The 17,282-nt window shown below is 37.3% G+C and carries 16 protein-coding genes; 12 read left to right on the forward strand and 4 right to left on the reverse strand.

Features of this window, described 5'->3' with window-relative positions; all coding sequences use genetic code 11:
• Window positions 1-84: 84 nt before the first annotated feature.
• The 7 genes from ACFSQS_RS12415 (at window position 85) to ACFSQS_RS12445 (ending at window position 7,073) form a co-directional block, all read left to right on the forward strand.
• Window positions 85-1,308 carry a PSP1 domain-containing protein gene (locus ACFSQS_RS12415; RefSeq protein ID WP_388019327.1) on the forward strand — a complete coding sequence of 408 codons (1,224 nt, stop codon included), beginning with the start codon at window positions 85-87 and terminating at the stop codon, window positions 1,306-1,308.
• Window positions 1,295-1,789 carry a gliding motility lipoprotein GldH gene (locus tag ACFSQS_RS12420; RefSeq protein WP_388019330.1) on the forward strand — a complete coding sequence of 165 codons (495 nt, stop codon included), beginning with the start codon at window positions 1,295-1,297 and terminating at the stop codon, window positions 1,787-1,789. The genes ACFSQS_RS12415 and ACFSQS_RS12420 overlap by 14 nt, the downstream gene beginning before the upstream one ends.
• Before the next feature lie 67 nt (window positions 1,790-1,856).
• Window positions 1,857-4,208, forward strand: a complete 2,352-nt coding sequence (locus ACFSQS_RS12425) for a penicillin-binding protein 1A (RefSeq protein ID WP_388019333.1) — start codon at window positions 1,857-1,859, stop codon at window positions 4,206-4,208.
• A gap of 375 nt (window positions 4,209-4,583) precedes the next feature.
• A complete protein-coding gene (locus ACFSQS_RS12430; RefSeq protein WP_388019336.1) occupies window positions 4,584-5,285 on the forward strand; it encodes a CoA transferase subunit A in 702 nt (233 codons plus the stop codon).
• 98 nt (window positions 5,286-5,383) lie between these two features.
• Window positions 5,384-6,037 carry a 3-oxoacid CoA-transferase subunit B gene (locus tag ACFSQS_RS12435; protein WP_388019339.1) on the forward strand — a complete coding sequence of 218 codons (654 nt, stop codon included), beginning with the start codon at window positions 5,384-5,386 and terminating at the stop codon, window positions 6,035-6,037.
• A gap of 173 nt (window positions 6,038-6,210) precedes the next feature.
• Complete coding sequence (locus ACFSQS_RS12440) at window positions 6,211-6,333, forward strand: hypothetical protein (RefSeq protein ID WP_388019342.1); 123 nt, start codon at window positions 6,211-6,213, stop codon at window positions 6,331-6,333.
• 227 nt (window positions 6,334-6,560) lie between these two features.
• Window positions 6,561-7,073 carry an acyl-CoA thioesterase gene (locus tag ACFSQS_RS12445; protein ID WP_388019345.1) on the forward strand — a complete coding sequence of 171 codons (513 nt, stop codon included), beginning with the start codon at window positions 6,561-6,563 and terminating at the stop codon, window positions 7,071-7,073.
• An 845-nt stretch (window positions 7,074-7,918) separates the two neighbouring features.
• On the opposite strand, the gene ACFSQS_RS12450 is transcribed toward ACFSQS_RS12445, so the two are convergent.
• The 4 genes from ACFSQS_RS12450 to purN form a co-directional block, all read right to left on the reverse strand.
• A complete protein-coding gene (locus ACFSQS_RS12450) occupies window positions 7,919-9,817 on the reverse strand; it encodes an amidophosphoribosyltransferase (protein WP_388019348.1) in 1,899 nt (632 codons plus the stop codon).
• Between the two features lie 156 nt (window positions 9,818-9,973).
• Window positions 9,974-10,915 (reverse strand): PfkB family carbohydrate kinase, encoded by a 942-nt coding sequence (locus tag ACFSQS_RS12455; RefSeq protein ID WP_388019351.1) that lies wholly within the window; start codon window positions 10,913-10,915, stop codon window positions 9,974-9,976.
• Window positions 10,916-11,201: 286 nt separating this feature from the next.
• On the reverse strand, window positions 11,202-11,846 hold the full coding sequence (locus ACFSQS_RS12460) for a ribonuclease H1 domain-containing protein (protein ID WP_388019354.1): 645 nt from the start codon (window positions 11,844-11,846) through the stop codon (window positions 11,202-11,204).
• Between the two features lie 43 nt (window positions 11,847-11,889).
• Window positions 11,890-12,462, reverse strand: coding sequence for a phosphoribosylglycinamide formyltransferase (gene purN, locus ACFSQS_RS12465; protein WP_388019357.1), 573 nt, complete (start codon window positions 12,460-12,462; stop codon window positions 11,890-11,892).
• A gap of 275 nt (window positions 12,463-12,737) precedes the next feature.
• On the opposite strand from purN, the gene ACFSQS_RS12470 reads away from it, so the two are divergent.
• The 5 genes from ACFSQS_RS12470 (at window position 12,738) to pyk (ending at window position 17,124) form a co-directional block, all read left to right on the forward strand.
• Window positions 12,738-12,971 (forward strand): acyl carrier protein, encoded by a 234-nt coding sequence (locus tag ACFSQS_RS12470; RefSeq protein ID WP_007647141.1) that lies wholly within the window; start codon window positions 12,738-12,740, stop codon window positions 12,969-12,971.
• Between the two features lie 13 nt (window positions 12,972-12,984).
• Window positions 12,985-14,235, forward strand: coding sequence for a beta-ketoacyl-ACP synthase II (gene fabF, locus ACFSQS_RS12475; protein ID WP_388019360.1), 1,251 nt, complete (start codon window positions 12,985-12,987; stop codon window positions 14,233-14,235).
• Between the two features lie 99 nt (window positions 14,236-14,334).
• Window positions 14,335-15,075, forward strand: a complete 741-nt coding sequence (gene rnc, locus ACFSQS_RS12480; protein ID WP_388019363.1) for a ribonuclease III — start codon at window positions 14,335-14,337, stop codon at window positions 15,073-15,075.
• Between the two features lie 121 nt (window positions 15,076-15,196).
• Window positions 15,197-15,682 carry an IPExxxVDY family protein gene (locus tag ACFSQS_RS12485; protein ID WP_388019366.1) on the forward strand — a complete coding sequence of 162 codons (486 nt, stop codon included), beginning with the start codon at window positions 15,197-15,199 and terminating at the stop codon, window positions 15,680-15,682.
• Window positions 15,682-17,124, forward strand: coding sequence for a pyruvate kinase (gene pyk / locus ACFSQS_RS12490; protein WP_388019369.1), 1,443 nt, complete (start codon window positions 15,682-15,684; stop codon window positions 17,122-17,124). The genes ACFSQS_RS12485 and pyk overlap by 1 nt, the downstream gene beginning before the upstream one ends.
• The last annotated feature ends 158 nt before the right edge of the window (window positions 17,125-17,282 follow it).

Here is a 17,282-nt window from a genome sequence, read left to right on the forward strand (position 1 = left end):
TCTTATATTTACCTTTTTAAAAACAATTATCAACATTCTTTCGGGAAAACCCTGGTTTTCAGCCGAAATCAATATATAAAACTTATGGCTTGTAACAGTTGCTCAACTGGAAAAAACGGACAGCCCAAAGGGTGCAAAAACAATGGCACTTGCGGTACAGACAGTTGCAACAAACTAACCGTTTTCGATTGGTTGGCAAACATGTCGCTCCCCAATGGCGAAAAACCGTTTAACTGGGTCGAGGTTAGATTTAAAAACGGACGAAAAAACTATTATAAAAACACCGAAAACTTAACGCTAAGCATTGGCGATGTAGTAGCCACCCAAGCCAAAGCAGGACACGATATAGGTATGGTTACCCTTACGGGGGAGCTGGTGCGCGTACAAATGAAACGTAAAAATGTTTCTGCCCAAGACAACGATGTATTAAAAATATACCGTAAAGCAAGCCAGAAAGATATAGATATTTGGCAAAAAGCACGAGACAGAGAAGAACCCATGAAGGTTAAAGCCCGCCAATTTGCCATCGATTTGAAATTGCAAATGAAGATTTCAGATATCGAATTTCAGGGCGATGCCAGCAAAGCCACTTTTTATTACACCGCCGAAGAACGCGTAGATTTCAGGGAACTTATAAAAGTTTTCGCCCGCGAGTTTAGAACACGTATAGAAATGAAACAGGTAGGCTTCCGTCAAGAAGCCGCAAGACTTGGTGGCATAGGTTCGTGCGGGCGCGAGTTGTGCTGCTCTACTTGGTTAACAGATTTTAGGTCGGTAAGCACATCGGCGGCCCGCTATCAGCAGCTTTCGTTAAACCCGCAAAAACTGGCTGGCCAATGCGGCAAACTTAAATGCTGTTTAAATTACGAGCTAGACACCTACTTAGATGCCCTAAAAGACTTTCCAAAAACCGAAATAAAGCTCAAAACAGAAAAAGGAACGGCCGTTTGCCAAAAAACCGATATTTTTAAAGGACATTTATGGTATGCCTACGAAGGCGAATGGATGAATTGGCACAAGATAACCACGGCACAAGCCAACCAAATAATTCAGGCCAACCAGGAAAACAAAAAAGTAGCCAGTCTTGAAGAGTACGCCTCAGATCTTGTAGAAGATACTAAAAACGAATTTGAAAACGTTGTAGGTCAAGACAGTTTAACACGTTTCGATAATCCAAAACGCCGCAAGAAACGTAAAAACAATAGTAAAAACGACAATCAGGCAAATAAAAGCACTAGGCAGAACAGGAACAAGAGAAATAAAAACAACAGAAGAAAACCTCAAAAAAGTAAAAATGAAACCAAGTAGTGCCGTATTGTTTTCCATAGTGTTTTCTTTAGTGTTAGCTTCATGCGATTCCAATCGCGTATTCGATAGCTACAAATCTGTGCCCCAAAGCTGGCATAAAGATAGTGTGGTTAGCTTTAAGGTAAATCCGCCAGATTCAACCAAAGCCTATAATTTGTTTGTTAATTTAAGAAACACCAACCAATATAAATACAACAACCTGTTTTTAATTGTCGAAATGGTCTTTCCGCATGGCAAAACCATAAAAGACACCTTAGAGTACAGAATGGCAGACCCAAGCGGTAAACTTTTAGGTGAAGGCATAACAGGTGTTAAAGAAAATAAACTGTGGTATAAAGAGCAGGTTGTGTTTAACGAAACTGGAGAATACAAAGTAAATATACAACATGCCATGAGAGAAAACGGAAAAGTTAATGGTGTAGTCGAATTAGAAGGCATTACAGATGTTGGCTTTAGAATAGAAAAACCACAAAATAAATAATGTCACTTCAAGTGATTCCAAAGCATGAGGAATTGTATCGAGAAGTATTTAACATTCAAAAAATTAAATGGCAAAAGCAAAAAAGAAACAAGCAAAGACAAGATCAGATTTCTCAAAATATATCCGATGGTTTTGGATATTGTTTTCAGCCGGTGTTCTTTCTGTGGCACTAATTTTTTTATTGGCCGCTTGGGGCGTTTTTGGAGACATGCCAGACCACACACAGTTAGAGAACCCCAAAACCCATTTAGCAACCGAAATTATATCGTCCGATGGCGTAACCCTAGGGAAATATTACTTTAACGATAACCGAACACCAGTATCCTATGATGATTTATCGCCCCATTTGGTAGATGCATTAATTGCAACAGAAGATGAGCGCTATCACAAACATGCTGGAATTGATGCCAGAGGCACCTTAAGAGCCTTTGTTTTTTTAGGCAAAAAAGGAGGGGCCAGTACAATTTCTCAACAATTATCAAGACAATTGTTTGTTGGTGTTGCTTCAAGAAGTACAATTGGCAGGATTACTCAAAAAGTTAAAGAGTGGGTAATAGCTACACGTTTGGAGCGCCAATACACTAAAGAAGAAATTATCGCTCAATATTTTAATATCTATGATTTTGGTAATAATGGAGATGGTATTCGTAGTGCATCTCGTATTTATTTTGATAAAGAACCTATTGATTTAGATATAAAAGAAGCGGCTATGTTGGTTGGTATGTTTGTTAACTCATCTTTATACAATCCAAGAAGAAATCCAGAAGGGGTGAAAAACAGGCGCAATGTGGTATTATATCAAATGTATAGGAATGGATATATTACAGAAAACGTTAAGGACTCACTTCAAAAAACAGAGTTAGATTTAAATTATACACCTCAATCGCATCGTGATGGGATTGCTACTTATTTTAGAGGATACCTCGCCGGTTTTATGAAAGACTGGATAAAAAACAATCCAAAACCAGATGGCACAAAATGGAACTTATACAACGATGGCTTAAAAATTTATACCACCATAGATTCGCGCATGCAAAAACATGCTGAAGATGCCGTACAACAGCACATGCCTAGGTTACAAGCTGAATTCTTCCATCAAAACACACCAGGCAGGAATCCTACTGCACCGTTTTTAGATTTAACCAAAGGAGCCATAGATACTTTAATGCGTCGCTCCATGAGGCAATCTGAACGTTGGCGACACCTGAAATACGACCTTAAAAAATCTGACAAAGAAATAGAGGCTTCATTTTACAAGCCAATTAAAATGGCTGTTTTCGAATGGAAAGACGGTAAGCCCTCAGAGCGCGATACCATCATGAAACCTATCGATTCCATGCGTTACTACAAATCGTTTTTAAGACCAGGTATGATGTCCATGAATCCCCAAACAGGACACGTAAAAGCATGGGTTGGCGGCATGAATTACAGGCACTTTCAATACGATATGGTAAAACAAGGCAAGCGCCAAATAGGATCAACCTTTAAACCTTTAGTATATGCTACTGCCATAGATCAGTTACATTTATCGCCTTGCGACGAATTTCCAGACACACCGTTTTGTATCGAAGCCAACAAACACGGAAACCCAGAAGAATGGTGCCCGAAAAACTCTGGAGGCGATAATGATTATGGCGGAAACAGAACCTTAAAAAACGCATTGGCAAATTCTGTTAATACCATTACAGCAAGATTAATTGATAAAGTAGGCCCACAGACCGTTATAGATTTAGCAAGGAAACTGGGTATAAAATCAGATATCCCACCAGTACCATCAATAGCTTTGGGCACCCCAGATATAAGCGTTTACGAAATGGTTGCCGCTTACGCTACTTTTGCAAACAAGGGCGTTTATACCAAACCCGTTATGGTAACCACTATCGAAGATAAAAACGGCACCGTTTTATATCAATTTACACCAGAAGCCAACGATGTGCTTAGTGCAGAAACCGCTTATGTAACCGTTAAACTTATGGAAGGTGTTACTCAATCGGGTTCTGGGGCACGTTTAAGATCTAAAGGCGTAGATGCTTATAGAGCAGATTACAGAGAAATTGTTACAGGATACCCCTACCAATTTACAAATCCCATAGCCGGAAAAACAGGTACTACACAAAACCAGAGCGATGGATGGTTTATGGGCATGGTGCCTAATTTGGTTACTGGCGTTTGGGTAGGTGGCGAAGAACGATCGGTACATTTTAAAAGCATTACCTACGGACAAGGAGCCGCAATGGCATTGCCAATTTGGGGCATTTATATGAAGAATTGCTACGCCGATGAAAGCTTGAACATTTCTAAAGCAGAATTTGAAGCACCTGCTAGCCTTTCCATTCAAGTAGATTGCTCTAAGGTTAAACCTAAAACCCCTGTTGATGATGAAAACGACCAGCTTCCCGATGATTTGGATTTTAATTAAAAAGTGCTGTAACAATCTCAATAAAATAATTCAATGGCATTGCTGAAATTTTGAAGCTGTTCAAAAAAAAATCAGGTTGAATGCATACTGTAGCTGTACAATAGTTTGGCTTTTTTTTTTGATATCCAAGATGGGTTTCAACCAGCAAAGGCTAACAAACCTAATCGATAAGAATTCCTCGATGTACCGCTATCGCGATTTGCTTTTAAATCGTTATTCGCAAGAACACCCAGTTATCGGGACTGCCCAGGGCATAGTTAGTTTCCAATAATTTTTATTACAAAAGCACTTTTTTGTACAGCCTCTTTTATTTAATGATAATACAATGTTTTTATTCAATAATTCGTAATTTTATACAACATAAAACGAAACGTTATGATTAATAAAAAAGTGGCTAACGTTAAAGAAGCACTTCGTGGCGTAAAGGATAACATGACCTTTATGCTTGGTGGTTTTGGCCTAAGCGGAATACCTGAAAATGCCATAGCAGAATTGGTAAAACTCGGTGTAAAAGGATTAACCTGTATCTCCAACAACGCAGGCGTCGATGATTTTGGATTAGGGTTACTGCTTCAAAAACATCAAATAAAAAAAATGGTGTCATCTTATGTGGGCGAAAACGATGAGTTTGAAAGGCAAATGCTTTCGGGCGAGTTAGATGTAGAGCTTATCCCGCAAGGTACACTGGCTGAACGTTGTAGAGCAGCACAAGCTGGTTTTCCCGCAATTTATACACCAGCAGGTTTTGGAACAGAAGTCGCCATAGGAAAAGAAACACGCGAGTTTAACGGGAAAATGTACGTTTTAGAACATGCATTTGATGCCGATTTTGCCTTTGTAAAAGCTTGGAAAGGCGATGCAGCAGGCAATTTAATTTTTAATGGAACTGCCAGAAATTTTAATCCTAATATGTGCGGCGCAGCAAAAATAACTGTCGCTGAGGTAGAAGAATTAGTACCGCTTGGTACATTAGACCCGAACCAAATACATATTCCGGGAATCTTTGTGCAACGCATCTTTCAGGGGGAAGCCTACGAAAAACGGATTGAACAACGCACGGTAAGACAGAAAGGTTAAAGGTTTGTTATTCCTGCGCAGGCAGGAATCTACTTTTTAAAATTTAGGTTCAATTAAAACGATTCCCATTTTCATGGGAATGACAAAATAAAATATTTATGTTAGATAAAACAGGAATTGCAAAACGCATAGCCAAAGAGGTTAAAGATGGTTATTATGTTAATCTGGGAATTGGCATTCCTACCTTGGTGGCAAACTACGTAAGAAACGATATTCAAGTAGAATTTCAAAGCGAAAACGGTGTACTTGGTATGGGGCCATTCCCTTTTGAGGGCGAAGAAGATGCCGATGTTATTAATGCAGGAAAACAGACCATAACAACCTTACCAGGAGCCAGTTTTTTTGATTCGGCCATGAGTTTTTCCATGATAAGGGGACAGCACGTAGATTTAACCATTTTAGGCGCTATGGAAGTTGCTGAAAACGGCGATATTGCCAATTGGAAAATTCCAGGACGCATGGTAAAAGGCATGGGAGGTGCCATGGATTTGGTGGCTAGCGCAGAAAATATAATCGTGGCGATGATGCATACCAATAAAAAAGGAGAGTCTAAACTATTAAAAAAATGTACCTTACCGTTAACGGGTGTGGGATGTGTAAAAAAGATAGTAACCAATTTAGCGGTACTGGAAGTTACAAAATCAGGCTTCAAGCTTTTAGAGCGTGCCCCGGGAGTAACTGTAGAAACAATTAAAAACGCTACCCAAGGAAATTTAATCATTAAAGGCGATATACCAGAAATGAATTTGTAAGCCTAAAAATCGACAAAAAACACACTAAATGTTAAAATAAAATGCACTTCATCGAATTAATATGTTTTTAATCTGATTTTTTAAAAAATAGTTTCATATTTACAGTCCCAAATCAACCTAATCAAATTATATGGATTTGCCCCAAATCTACCATAAATTTAACCTACTTAACTATGGAAACAAATCTACCTAAACCATCTGCTTTTAAAGACAGTAAATTAAAAGAAACCATTGAAGAAAATTTAAGGTTTTTTAAAAGTTTGCTCTATTTAACAAAAAAAATATTTATGCTTTAGCATAAATATTTTTTTTATGTAGGCTTTGGATAGCCTTGTTGTTGTTGTTCAATTACCAATAATTTACAAGCAGTATCTGGAATTGTAATACTTAAAATAAACAGCTCTTTGTGTGTTATTAAATAGCTTTGGTCAATTCACATTAAAAAGCTTTTCAACCTTTTAAAAAAACTTGCCTATAAACCCCAGAATCATTTTACCTTTGCAGCATTATTAAACCAAATATAATGCAATCTAAAACGCCAGAGCAATCTAAAACAACCCTTACAGATATGGTTTTACCTGGTGAAACCAATCCGCTAAACAATCTTTTTGGAGGTGAATTATTAGCCCGAATGGATCGGGCGGCTAGTATAGCGGCAAGACGCCACAGCAGGCGTATTGTGGTTACCGCATCTGTTAACCATGTAGCGTTTAACAAAGCGGTGCCCCTAGGTAGTGTAGTTACGGTAGAGGCCAAAGTGTCTCGTGCTTTTAAAACCTCGATGGAAGTATTTATTGATGTATGGATTGAAGACCGCGAATCTGGAGAAAAAACCAAAGCCAACGAAGCTATTTATACTTTTGTAGCCGTTGACGATACGGGAAGGCCAATTTCTGTCCCCGAAGTGCATCCGCAAACAGATTTAGAAAAAGCACGCTTTGATGCTGCTTTACGCCGAAAACAATTAAGCCTACTTTTGGCGGGTAAAATCTCGCCCAATGAAGCAACCGAGTTAAAAGCGCTGTTTGATAAATAAATTTAGCAACAACCAATTTTTACATTTTTTTTAATTTCCGCCTCTTGTTTGTAAGTAAAGGGGATATATGTTGTATATATTAAGCAAACATTGTGAGGTGTTGATTTTTTTTTGGCTTGTTGTAAACAACTTATAATTTCTTTGTAATTAAAAAAAGAAATTAAAATGAAAAAGGTGAACAGATGTCCACCTTTTTGCCCCAAATCTACCATAAACTTAACCTACTTATGTTATGGTGGTACAAATATATAACGCTTCTGCAGCGCGCTAAAATATTTTAGTTAAACGGCGCAAATATTGGCTTAAAAGAGCATAATATAACTTGGTATGCATTTTGGCAAAATTCTGTCAATTCTAGTAAATTTTACGATTGAAATAAATAATCCTTAAGTTTGGGGAGTAAGGTGAGTAAGAATTTTTAGCCATAAATGGGTTTTCGATACTCCCGAAATTACGCGATTCGTTCCCCAAAATCTACTGAACCGATATGTCTGGAATTTTTTTCAATCAAGATGCACAACGGGCTAATATATTTTATTGTAGGCGATGGTTGTAGGAAACAAAATTGAGAGAACTGTTGCTTTAGGTGGATGTTTTATTATGCAGTATTACTGGGGCATGTATTCACTATGGTAATTTTTTAGCGCTAAATGCATAAAAAAAGGCGAACAGATGTTCACCTTTTTTTGCCCCAAATCTACCATGAACTTAACCTACTTATGTTATGGTAGAGCCAATTTATGTGTATTTAATTTATAATCGATTATTTTTTAGACAAACGGTATAATTTTATAGATAAAGTGTTTTTTTAAGAAAAAACCTCTACTTGTTTAGGTGTAATTAAATTAATAAGCACGTTCGTTATTGCCTTCGAAAAAGTTAATAAAAGCCCTGTTTACTACCCTATTGCCTCCAACTGTTGGGTAGTTTCCGGTAAAGTACCAATCGCCTAAATGTTCTGGACAGGCTTGATGTAAATTTTCTACAGTTTGGAAAATTATTTTCACTTCTGCTTTTATGCTTTCGTCACTTAATAAAACAGCGGCTTTATCAGATATTTCCTCTTCGGTAAAAGGCTCGTATATTTCCTTAACAAAATTTTTCACGTCTTTATCGTCTAATTCGGTTTGGCTCAGGCACTTGTTGTAAACCTCTTCTACAATATGGTACATGTTTCTGTCTTTTAGCAAGGCTAAGGCAGATTTAAAGGCGATTAAGGTCTCAAGATTAGCCATATCTATCCCGTAGCAATCTGGATAGCGTATTTGTGGCGCCGAAGAAACCACTACAATTTTTTTAGGATGTAACCTGTCCAGCATTTTAAGGATGCTCTTTTTTAGGGTTGTGCCCCTTACTATGCTGTCGTCTATAATTACTAAGTTATCGGTTGGTTTTATTACGCCATAAGTTACATCGTAAACGTGTGCGACCAAATCGTCTCGACTGCTGTCTTCTGTAATGAATGTGCGAAGTTTTACATCTTTTATGGCTATTTTTTCTATTCGTGGTCTTTCTTCTAAAATCTCGGTAACTTTTTCAGCAGACATTTTTCCACCTCCGCTTAAAATAGCCTCTGTTTTCTTTTCGTTTAAATAATCTTCTACGGTTTCAATCATACCAAAAAATGATGTTTCGGCAGTATTTGGTATGTATGAGAACACGGTGTTTTTTGTGTCCTTGTTTATAGCTTCAAGCACTTTGGGTATTAATAGCTTGCCCAACATTTTACGTTCTTTATAGATTTGGGCATCGCTTCCGCGGGAAAAATATATGCGCTCGAACGAGCAGGATTTTCTTTCTAAAGGTTCTAATATTTTTTTGATGCTAACCTTACCTGATTTTTTTGTAATTATGGCATGACCGGGTTCTAGCTCTTTAACGTCTTCGAAGTTTACATTAAAAACCGTTTGAATTACTGGGCGCTCTGAGGCGACAACAACAACCTCGTCGTCTTTATAGTAGTAGGTGGGGCGAATACCTGCAGGATCCCTTAATACAAAGGCGTCGCCATGGCCAATGAGACCTGCCATAGCATAGCCTCCATCCCAGTTTTTTGCCGCACGACGTAATATTTTGCTTACCTTTAAGCGTTTTGCAATAAGTGGTGAGGCTTCTTTTTTATTGTAGCCTTCTTTTTTTAGGTCTTTATATATTTTGCTTACGGCATCATCTAGAAAATGACCGATTTTTTCCATAACCGTTATGGTATCGGTATATTCTTTTGGATGCTGTCCTAATTCTATCAAATTGCTGAAAAGTTCTTTAACATTAGTCATGTTAAAGTTTCCTGCCATGATTAGATTTCTGTGCATCCAATTATTTTGTCTTAAAAATGGGTGTACGCTCTCAACACTGTTTTTTCCAAAAGTACCGTATCTTACGTGCCCCAATAATACCTCGCCAATGTAGGGGATGTTTTTTTTTTGTGCGGCTACATCGTTGGCATATTCTGGGTGTTTGTTAAATTCTTTGTTTATGCGGTCGTTAATTTGGGAAAAAATATCCTGTATAGGTTGTTGTGCTATGGAGCGCACGCGGCTTATGTAGCGTTCTCCGGGTTTGGTATTTAATTTAATGCTTGCAAAACCAGCACCGTCTTGACCTCGGTTATGCTGTTTTTCCATCATTAAATACATTTTGTTTACGCCATAAAATGCGCTTCCGTATTTTTCTTTATAATATTCCAGTGGTTTTAAAAGTCTAATTACTGCTATTCCACATTCGTGCTTTATTGCATCACTCATAATTATATAAAGGTTTTTATTTTCCTGTCTGCCCAAAGGCTGTAGCGGAAAAAATAAATTATTAAGATTCCTGCCTTGGCAGAAACTACGAATTTTTTTATGCCAAAACGAAAACTCATTTTGGAGGTTTTGTAAAAATAAAAACGCGCTCTATTTTTAAAGCGCGTTGGTTTGTGTTAACTGTATGTCGAATTGTGTTAATTGTTTAAATTGCATAAGGCGTTTGTGCACCTCGTTGTTGGTTAGGTTTACCATGCGCTCTGTTCCAAATTTTTCTACACAAAACGAGGCTAGTGTAGAGCCGTATATTACGGCGTTTTTCATGTTTTCGAACGAGGTGTCTCCAGTTTTGGCAATGTAACCGGCAAATCCTCCTGCAAAGGTGTCTCCAGCTCCGGTAGGATCGAAAACTTCTTTTAGTGGTAGAGCAGGTGCATAAAATACATTGTCGTGGTGGAAGAGCAGCGCGCCATGTTCGCCTTTTTTAATGACTACATATTCAGGCCCCATTTTATGTATTTTTTTAGCAGCAACAACCAACGAATACTCGCCGGTTAATTGTCTAGCTTCTTCATCATTTATGGTAATTACATCAACTCGTTTTATAACGTTGTGCAAATCATCTAAAGCTGAATCCATCCAAAAATTCATCGTATCTAGAATCACCATTTTTGGTTTGGTCGTCATTTGGTCTAACACACCAGATTGGACGATAGGATGTAAATTTCCTAACATAACCACTTCAGCATCACGATAATTTTCTGGAACAACCGGATTAAAATCAGCCAGTGTATTTAGCTCGGTAACTAAGGTGTCTCTGGAATTCATGTCGTTATGGTAGCGTCCGCTCCAAAAAAATGTTTTGCCTTCTTTTACAATTTCTACTCCAGAGAGATTAATGTTTTTGTTTGATAATAGATCTAAGTAATCTTGGGGAAAATCACCGCCAACAACTGAAACCGCTGTGGCATCCACATTAAAATGGGACGCTGCAAGCCCAATAAAAGTGGCAGCGCCACCAAGAATTTTATCGGTTTTTCCGAAAGGTGTTTCAATAGCATCAAAAGCCATTGTACCTACTATCACTAATTTACCCATACTGGTGTTCTAATTTTTGCAAATATAAGTGTTTTAAAAACGAAGACAATAATATTTTTTTATGACTATATGATAACTATCATATTATTAATTATTATAAAATATAGCAAAAGAAAAAAAGCGTTTTCCTCAAAATTTAATCAATTTACTATTTTTAAATAAGTAGCTAATAGGATTTAAAAACAAACCTTTATGTATGAAGAGAATAACGTACCAATGCCCTCTTTGTATTTCTAAAACAACACGAGTTTTAAGGCTCAATTCTATTTTAGAAAGATGCCATACGTTATTTTCTTCCAAAATCCGCAGGAATTTCTCCCCAAGCTTTGGTTTCCCATTTTACAATAACGGTTTGGTACGTGTTATTTTTTAACCAATCAACAGCTCTTTCAACAAGGTCAAATAGTGTTTTGTTCTTTTGGTTACGCGCTAACTTTGTGTTGCAATTTTTCTTTTTAACCCAACTTATGGCAGTTTTAGAGTCGGTATATAAAATGCGATCGCTATTGTTTTTTTTAAGCAATGCCAAGCCATGTACAATAGCTAGAAATTCACCTATGTTATTTGTGCCTTCATCAAAAGGGCCTTGAATAAAGAGTTGTTTTTTGGTTTTAGTGTCAACGCCACGATACTCCATTACCCCAGGGTTTCCGCTAGATGCGGCATCAACCGAAATGGAATTATAATTAGGCTGCCCAATTTTTTTTAGTTGCGCATCAGAAAGTTCGCTTTTAAACTTTTGGGTTTTGCCAATATAGTCTTTATAGTTGCCTTTTAAAGCTTTTTTTGCAGCATTAAAGGTTGAAAACGATTTGTAAACAGCGCCTTGGTAGTCTTTTATTTGGGCTTTACAATCGTCCCAAGACTCAAAAACGCCAGTTTTATTGCCTTTCCAAACGGTGTAGTATTTTTTCTTTTTAGATTTTCCCATTTTTTTCATTTCCGCGAAAGCGGAAATCTTTTGAATATAAATTCTAAATTTCTTTAAGGATTAGCTTCTCAACCACCTTCGGAAAATGCTCCATCTCCAACAAATGTATTTTTGCAGCAACATCTTCGGCCGAATCATTTGGAGCCACATCGCATTTCGCCTGAAAAATAATAGCGCCTTCGTCATAATGCTCGTTTACATAATGTATGGTTATTCCTGTTTCGGTTTCGTTATTCGCAACAACGGCTTGGTGTACATGCATACCGTACATCCCTTTTCCGCCATATTTGGGCAATAAGGCCGGATGTACATTAATTACTTTATTAGGAAATGCCTGCAAAATATTTTCGGGAAATTTCCATAAAAAACCCGCTAAAACTATTAAATCTGGCTTAGAGGCTTTTAATATGTTTAAAACATCGTCTGTTTCTGTTAATGCTGTTTTGTTAAACGATAAAGCGCTCACTTTCAGTTTCTTGCAGCGTTCTAAGACTTTGGCACGCGGATTGTTAGTAAGTACCTGAATAACAGACGCATTATGGCTGTTTTGAAAAAATTTAATTAAATTTTCAGCATTAGTACCACTTCCGGACGCAAAAATTACAATACGTTTCATCTTGTTGGTTTTTATTTTAAAATTAATAAGCGAGCTATTCGTAAAACGAAATTACAAGAATGTTCAGCAAAATTATCAAGCACATTTCATTTAAAAGCCTGTAATGATAATATTATTCAAACAAAAAAAAATAAATTATTAACAATTAGGAAGCGAAAATATAAATACTTAAAAGTAATTTTAGTAAATTACCAACACATTTTTAAACTAAAGGTGTGATTTAAAATAAAGTTTTTTATTTTTGCCACTTAATTAAAACTTAAAATTAAAAAATTATGTCAGACATTGCATCAAGAGTAAAAGCGATTATCGTTGATAAATTAGGAGTTGATGAGAACGAGGTTGTAACAGAAGCAAGCTTCACAAACGATTTAGGAGCAGACTCATTAGACACTGTAGAACTAATTATGGAGTTCGAAAAAGAATTCGATATCCAAATTCCAGACGACCAAGCTGAAAACATTGCTACAGTAGGTCAAGCTATATCTTATATAGAAGCTGCAAAATAAGCCCAAAAAATTTATGGAAATAAAGCGAGTTGTAGTCACAGGATTAGGGGCTTTAACACCAATAGGCAACACCAAAGACGAGTTTTGGGATGGCCTTGTAAGTGGTAAAAGTGGTGCTGCGCCTATAACATATTATGACACCGAAAAGTTTAAGACAAAATTCGCCTGCGAATTAAAAAACTTTGTCGCCACCGATTTTCTCGATAGAAAAGAGGCTCGTAAAATGGATAAGTTTGCACAATATGCCATGATCGCAGCAGACGAGGCCATTGAAGATGCCAAATTAAATCTGGAGAAAGTCGATAAAATGCGTGTTGGTGTTATTTGGGGCGCAGGTATTGGTGGACTGGAAACCTTTCAGCAAGAAGTATTAAACTTTGCTGAAGGCGACGGCACACCAAGATTTAACCCATTCTTTATTCCTAAGATGATAGCAGATATTGCGCCAGCAAACATCTCTATAAAACACGGTTTTATGGGGCCTAACTACACAACGGTTTCTGCATGCGCATCTTCGGCCAACGCTATATTCGATGCTTTAAACACAATACGTTTAGGCTATTGCGATGTGGTAGTAACAGGAGGTAGTGAGGCTGCAGTAACCATTGCAGGTATGGGCGGCTTTAATGCCATGCATGCCCTATCTACTAGAAATGAAACCCCAGAGACTGCCTCGAGACCTTTTGATGGCACCCGAGATGGTTTTGTTTTAGGAGAAGGCGGTGGTGCTTTAATTTTAGAAGATTACGAGCATGCCAAAGCAAGAGGCGCAAAAATATATGCCGAGGTTTTAGGTGGTGGTTTGTCTTCTGATGCTTATCACATGACGGCGCCGCATCCTGAAGGTGTTGGTGTAGTTGCGGTAATGGAAAATTGTTTGAAGGATGCAGGACTAAAACCAGAAGATGTGGATCACATAAACACCCACGGTACATCTACGCCTTTAGGAGATGTAGCTGAGTTAAAAGCCATATCTAAGGTGTTTGGTAGTCATGCAAAAAACATTAATATTAATTCTACAAAATCGATGACAGGGCACTTGTTAGGTGCTGCAGGTGCTATTGAAGCCATATCGGTTATATTGGCCATGGAGCACGGTATTGTGCCACCAACAATTAACCATTCATCTGCAGATGAAAACATCGATCCTGAATTAAATTTAACTTTAAACAAGGCACAAAAACGCGATGTTAAGGTTGCCATGAGCAATACCTTTGGATTTGGTGGGCATAACGCTTGTGTGTTATTCAAGAAAATAGATTGAATCCCGAATGAAATAAACCATAATAAAAACAATACAATTACTGTAAAATGAAACATGGTTTATCACATCTGACAATAAAATAATTGCATTAATACTCAGATGAAAAACATTCGAAACATATTAAATTCCCGTTTTAAAGGCAACGGGAATTTTTTTATGCAATTAACAAAAATCCTCGGGTTCAAACCCAAAACACTAAAGTTTTACAATACAGCATTTACCCACCGCTCTATGAACATTAAAGACGGCAAAGGCAACGCCGTTAATTACGAACGCTTAGAGTTTTTGGGCGACGCCATGTTAAGTTCAGTCATCGCATCACATTTGTATCTTGAAGTTCCAAGTGGTGATGAGGGCTATCTTACTAAGATGCGCTCTAAAATAGTAAGTCGAGAACATTTAAACGAGCTGGGGAGGGAATTGCACCTAATAGATTTAGTAGAGAGCAAAATACCGCCAGGACATTTTGGAGACAATATCCATGGCAATTTATTCGAAGCTTTGGTAGGTGCTATATTTCTTGACAAAGGTTATAAATACTGCGAAAAATTCATCTACAAACGCGTTATAACGCCATATGTAGATATACAAAAGCTTGAAGGCAAAGTAATTAGCTACAAAAGTTTGTTGATTGAGTGGTGCCAAAAAGAAAAGAAAACCTTTACCTATAATGTATATGAAGATACAGGGAACGACGATGTAAGGCACTTTTCGGTAAAACTATCAATAAGCGATAAGGTAATTGCCAAAGCCAGAGCAACCTCTAAGAAAAAAGCCGAAGAAAAAGCCTCAAAACGAGCCTTTTTTGCATTCCAGAACAGGATGTCTAAAATGATTTAAATCGCCTTTTTTAAATTAAAACCCACTACAACGTTTTAGTAGCGTTTATCGTTAAGATTAATACAAACATATTAAAACTAACTATTTAAAATACTATATTTACCGTTATTAACCATAAGTTATGGCTGTTCACAAACTTGTTTTAGATGATGTTTTTGAAGAAGCGCTTTTTACCTTAATAGCAATTCATTGCACTATTGAAGATTACAGGTTAGCCTACCTTCTTAACAAACATCTAGGGATAAACCTTGTTAGAAAACCATTGGATTTAGATTACAACAACGGCAAATCTACCTATTCTATTTTTGAATGGGAAGACAATAAACTGCTTACCAAATGGAACTTAGTGTCTAATATCTGTAAAACTCAGGAAACACCCAAAAGCAATCAACAATCACTATTTAGTACACAACAGCAAATTACAAAAACATTTAATTTAATACCAGAACACAAAGGTGTAAACTATTTTTTAAAAATAGATAACGACAACAATTTTAGAAAAGAGGCCTATATTTTAAGTGCTATCTTAAATATTCCGCAAGTTGTAACGGCCTTTAACGTTGATGTAAATCAACTAAAATCAAAAGACAATTTAATTTTTAGCTAATGCCAATCAGAAAAAAAACCAAAATAGTAGCCACTTTAGGGCCCGCAACAAGTACCAAGGAAATTTTAAGAGGAATGCTTGAAGAAGGCGTAGATGTATTTAGAATCAACTTTTCCCATGCCGATTATAACGATGTAGAAGAACGCGTTAAAATGATACGCGAGCTCAACCAAGAATATGGCTTTTCAGCTGCAATTCTTGCCGATTTACAAGGCCCGAAACTACGGGTGGGCACCATGAAAGAAGAGGTTGTTGTAAATGAAGGCGACGAAATAATATTTGCTACCGGCGAGCGTTTTGAAGGCACCAAAGCGCGTGTTTACATGACCTACGATAGGTTTCCGCAAGATGCCAAACCCGGAGAACGCATTTTATTGGATGATGGGAAATTAATTTTCGAAGTAGTCTCGACCAACCAAAAAGATGAAGTTAAAGCTCGGGTTATCCAAGGCGGTCCATTAAAATCTAAAAAGGGCGTAAATTTGCCCAATACCAATATTTCGCAACCAGCATTAACCGAAAAAGATATCGACGATGCTATGTTTGCCATAGGCTTAGACGTTGATTGGATAGCCCTATCGTTTGTTAGGCATGCCGAAGATTTAATGCAGCTACGCGATCTAATCAGTAAACATAAAGACTACAAAATCCCTATTATTGCCAAAATAGAAAAACCAGAAGCCGTAGAAAACATAGATAAAATTGTATCGCATTGCGATGGCTTAATGGTGGCTCGTGGCGATTTGGGCGTAGAGGTACCTGCTGAAGAAGTTCCGCTCATTCAAAAAAAATTAGTATTGCGCGCCAAAAAAGCCAGAATCCCAGTTATTATAGCAACACAAATGATGGAAACCATGATTTCTAGTTTAACACCAACAAGAGCCGAAGTAAACGATGTGGCAAACTCGGTTATGGATGGTGCAGATGCCGTGATGCTTTCTGGAGAAACCTCGGTGGGCAGTTATCCTATACAGGTTATCAAACAAATGGCCGATATTTTAAAAAGTGTCGAAAATTCAGATTTAATACAAGTTCCCCAGTTGCCGCCACACATTCGTACCAAGCGTTATATAACAAAATCTATTTGCTATCATGCTGCAAATATGGCCAACGAAATTAGTGCAAAGGCCATTTCAACCCTAACAAATAGTGGTTATACGGCTTTCCAAATTTCGGCTTGGAGACCATCGTCGCACATTTTGGTGTTCACGTCCAATAAGCGTATTTTAACACGCCTTAGCCTACTTTGGGGCGTAAAAGTTTTTTATTACGATAAGTTTGTAAGTACAGATCAAACAATAGAAGACGTTAATGCCATAGCTTGTAAACAAGGTTATTTAGAAACTGGCGACATGGTTATTAGTTTAGCTGCTATGCCAATAAAAGAAAAAGGCATGGTTAATACATTAAGAGTTACAGAAATTACGAGCTGCAGTTTTTAACCGAAGCTGTTATTACACGATTTTGGGCGTTGCTTTTTTAATTTTATTATTAAGGCAACGCTTTTATATTTTTGGTGTTTAAAAATTAAGCTATACTATTACTAAAAGCGCAAACAAAAACAGATGTTTGCATGTTAAAATAAGTGTTGTGCAAAACA

It is taken from the genome of Gelatiniphilus marinus (assembly GCF_042684345.1).
Lineage (GTDB): Bacteria > Bacteroidota > Bacteroidia > Flavobacteriales > Flavobacteriaceae > Gelatiniphilus > Gelatiniphilus marinus.

What these genes read in the sequence shown, in the direction of transcription:
- purN (WP_388019357.1), bottom strand. Translation starts at nt 12,462, where the DNA reads ATGAAACGTATTGTAATTTTTGCGTCCGGAAGTGGTACTAATGCTGAA.
- ACFSQS_RS12415 (WP_388019327.1), top strand. Translation starts at nt 85, where the DNA reads ATGGCTTGTAACAGTTGCTCAACTGGAAAAAACGGACAGCCCAAAGGG.
- rnc (WP_388019363.1), top strand. Translation starts at nt 14,335, where the DNA reads ATGAAAAACATTCGAAACATATTAAATTCCCGTTTTAAAGGCAACGGG.
- ACFSQS_RS12460 (WP_388019354.1), bottom strand. Translation starts at nt 11,846, where the DNA reads ATGGGAAAATCTAAAAAGAAAAAATACTACACCGTTTGGAAAGGCAAT.
- ACFSQS_RS12450 (WP_388019348.1), bottom strand. Translation starts at nt 9,817, where the DNA reads ATGAGTGATGCAATAAAGCACGAATGTGGAATAGCAGTAATTAGACTT.
- pyk (WP_388019369.1), top strand. Translation starts at nt 15,682, where the DNA reads ATGCCAATCAGAAAAAAAACCAAAATAGTAGCCACTTTAGGGCCCGCA.
- fabF (WP_388019360.1), top strand. Translation starts at nt 12,985, where the DNA reads ATGGAAATAAAGCGAGTTGTAGTCACAGGATTAGGGGCTTTAACACCA.
- ACFSQS_RS12440 (WP_388019342.1), top strand. Translation starts at nt 6,211, where the DNA reads ATGGAAACAAATCTACCTAAACCATCTGCTTTTAAAGACAGTAAATTA.
- ACFSQS_RS12425 (WP_388019333.1), top strand. Translation starts at nt 1,857, where the DNA reads ATGGCAAAAGCAAAAAAGAAACAAGCAAAGACAAGATCAGATTTCTCA.
- ACFSQS_RS12455 (WP_388019351.1), bottom strand. Translation starts at nt 10,915, where the DNA reads ATGGGTAAATTAGTGATAGTAGGTACAATGGCTTTTGATGCTATTGAA.
- ACFSQS_RS12445 (WP_388019345.1), top strand. Translation starts at nt 6,561, where the DNA reads ATGCAATCTAAAACGCCAGAGCAATCTAAAACAACCCTTACAGATATG.
- ACFSQS_RS12430 (WP_388019336.1), top strand. Translation starts at nt 4,584, where the DNA reads ATGATTAATAAAAAAGTGGCTAACGTTAAAGAAGCACTTCGTGGCGTA.
- ACFSQS_RS12470 (WP_007647141.1), top strand. Translation starts at nt 12,738, where the DNA reads ATGTCAGACATTGCATCAAGAGTAAAAGCGATTATCGTTGATAAATTA.
- ACFSQS_RS12420 (WP_388019330.1), top strand. Translation starts at nt 1,295, where the DNA reads ATGAAACCAAGTAGTGCCGTATTGTTTTCCATAGTGTTTTCTTTAGTG.
- ACFSQS_RS12485 (WP_388019366.1), top strand. Translation starts at nt 15,197, where the DNA reads ATGGCTGTTCACAAACTTGTTTTAGATGATGTTTTTGAAGAAGCGCTT.
- ACFSQS_RS12435 (WP_388019339.1), top strand. Translation starts at nt 5,384, where the DNA reads ATGTTAGATAAAACAGGAATTGCAAAACGCATAGCCAAAGAGGTTAAA.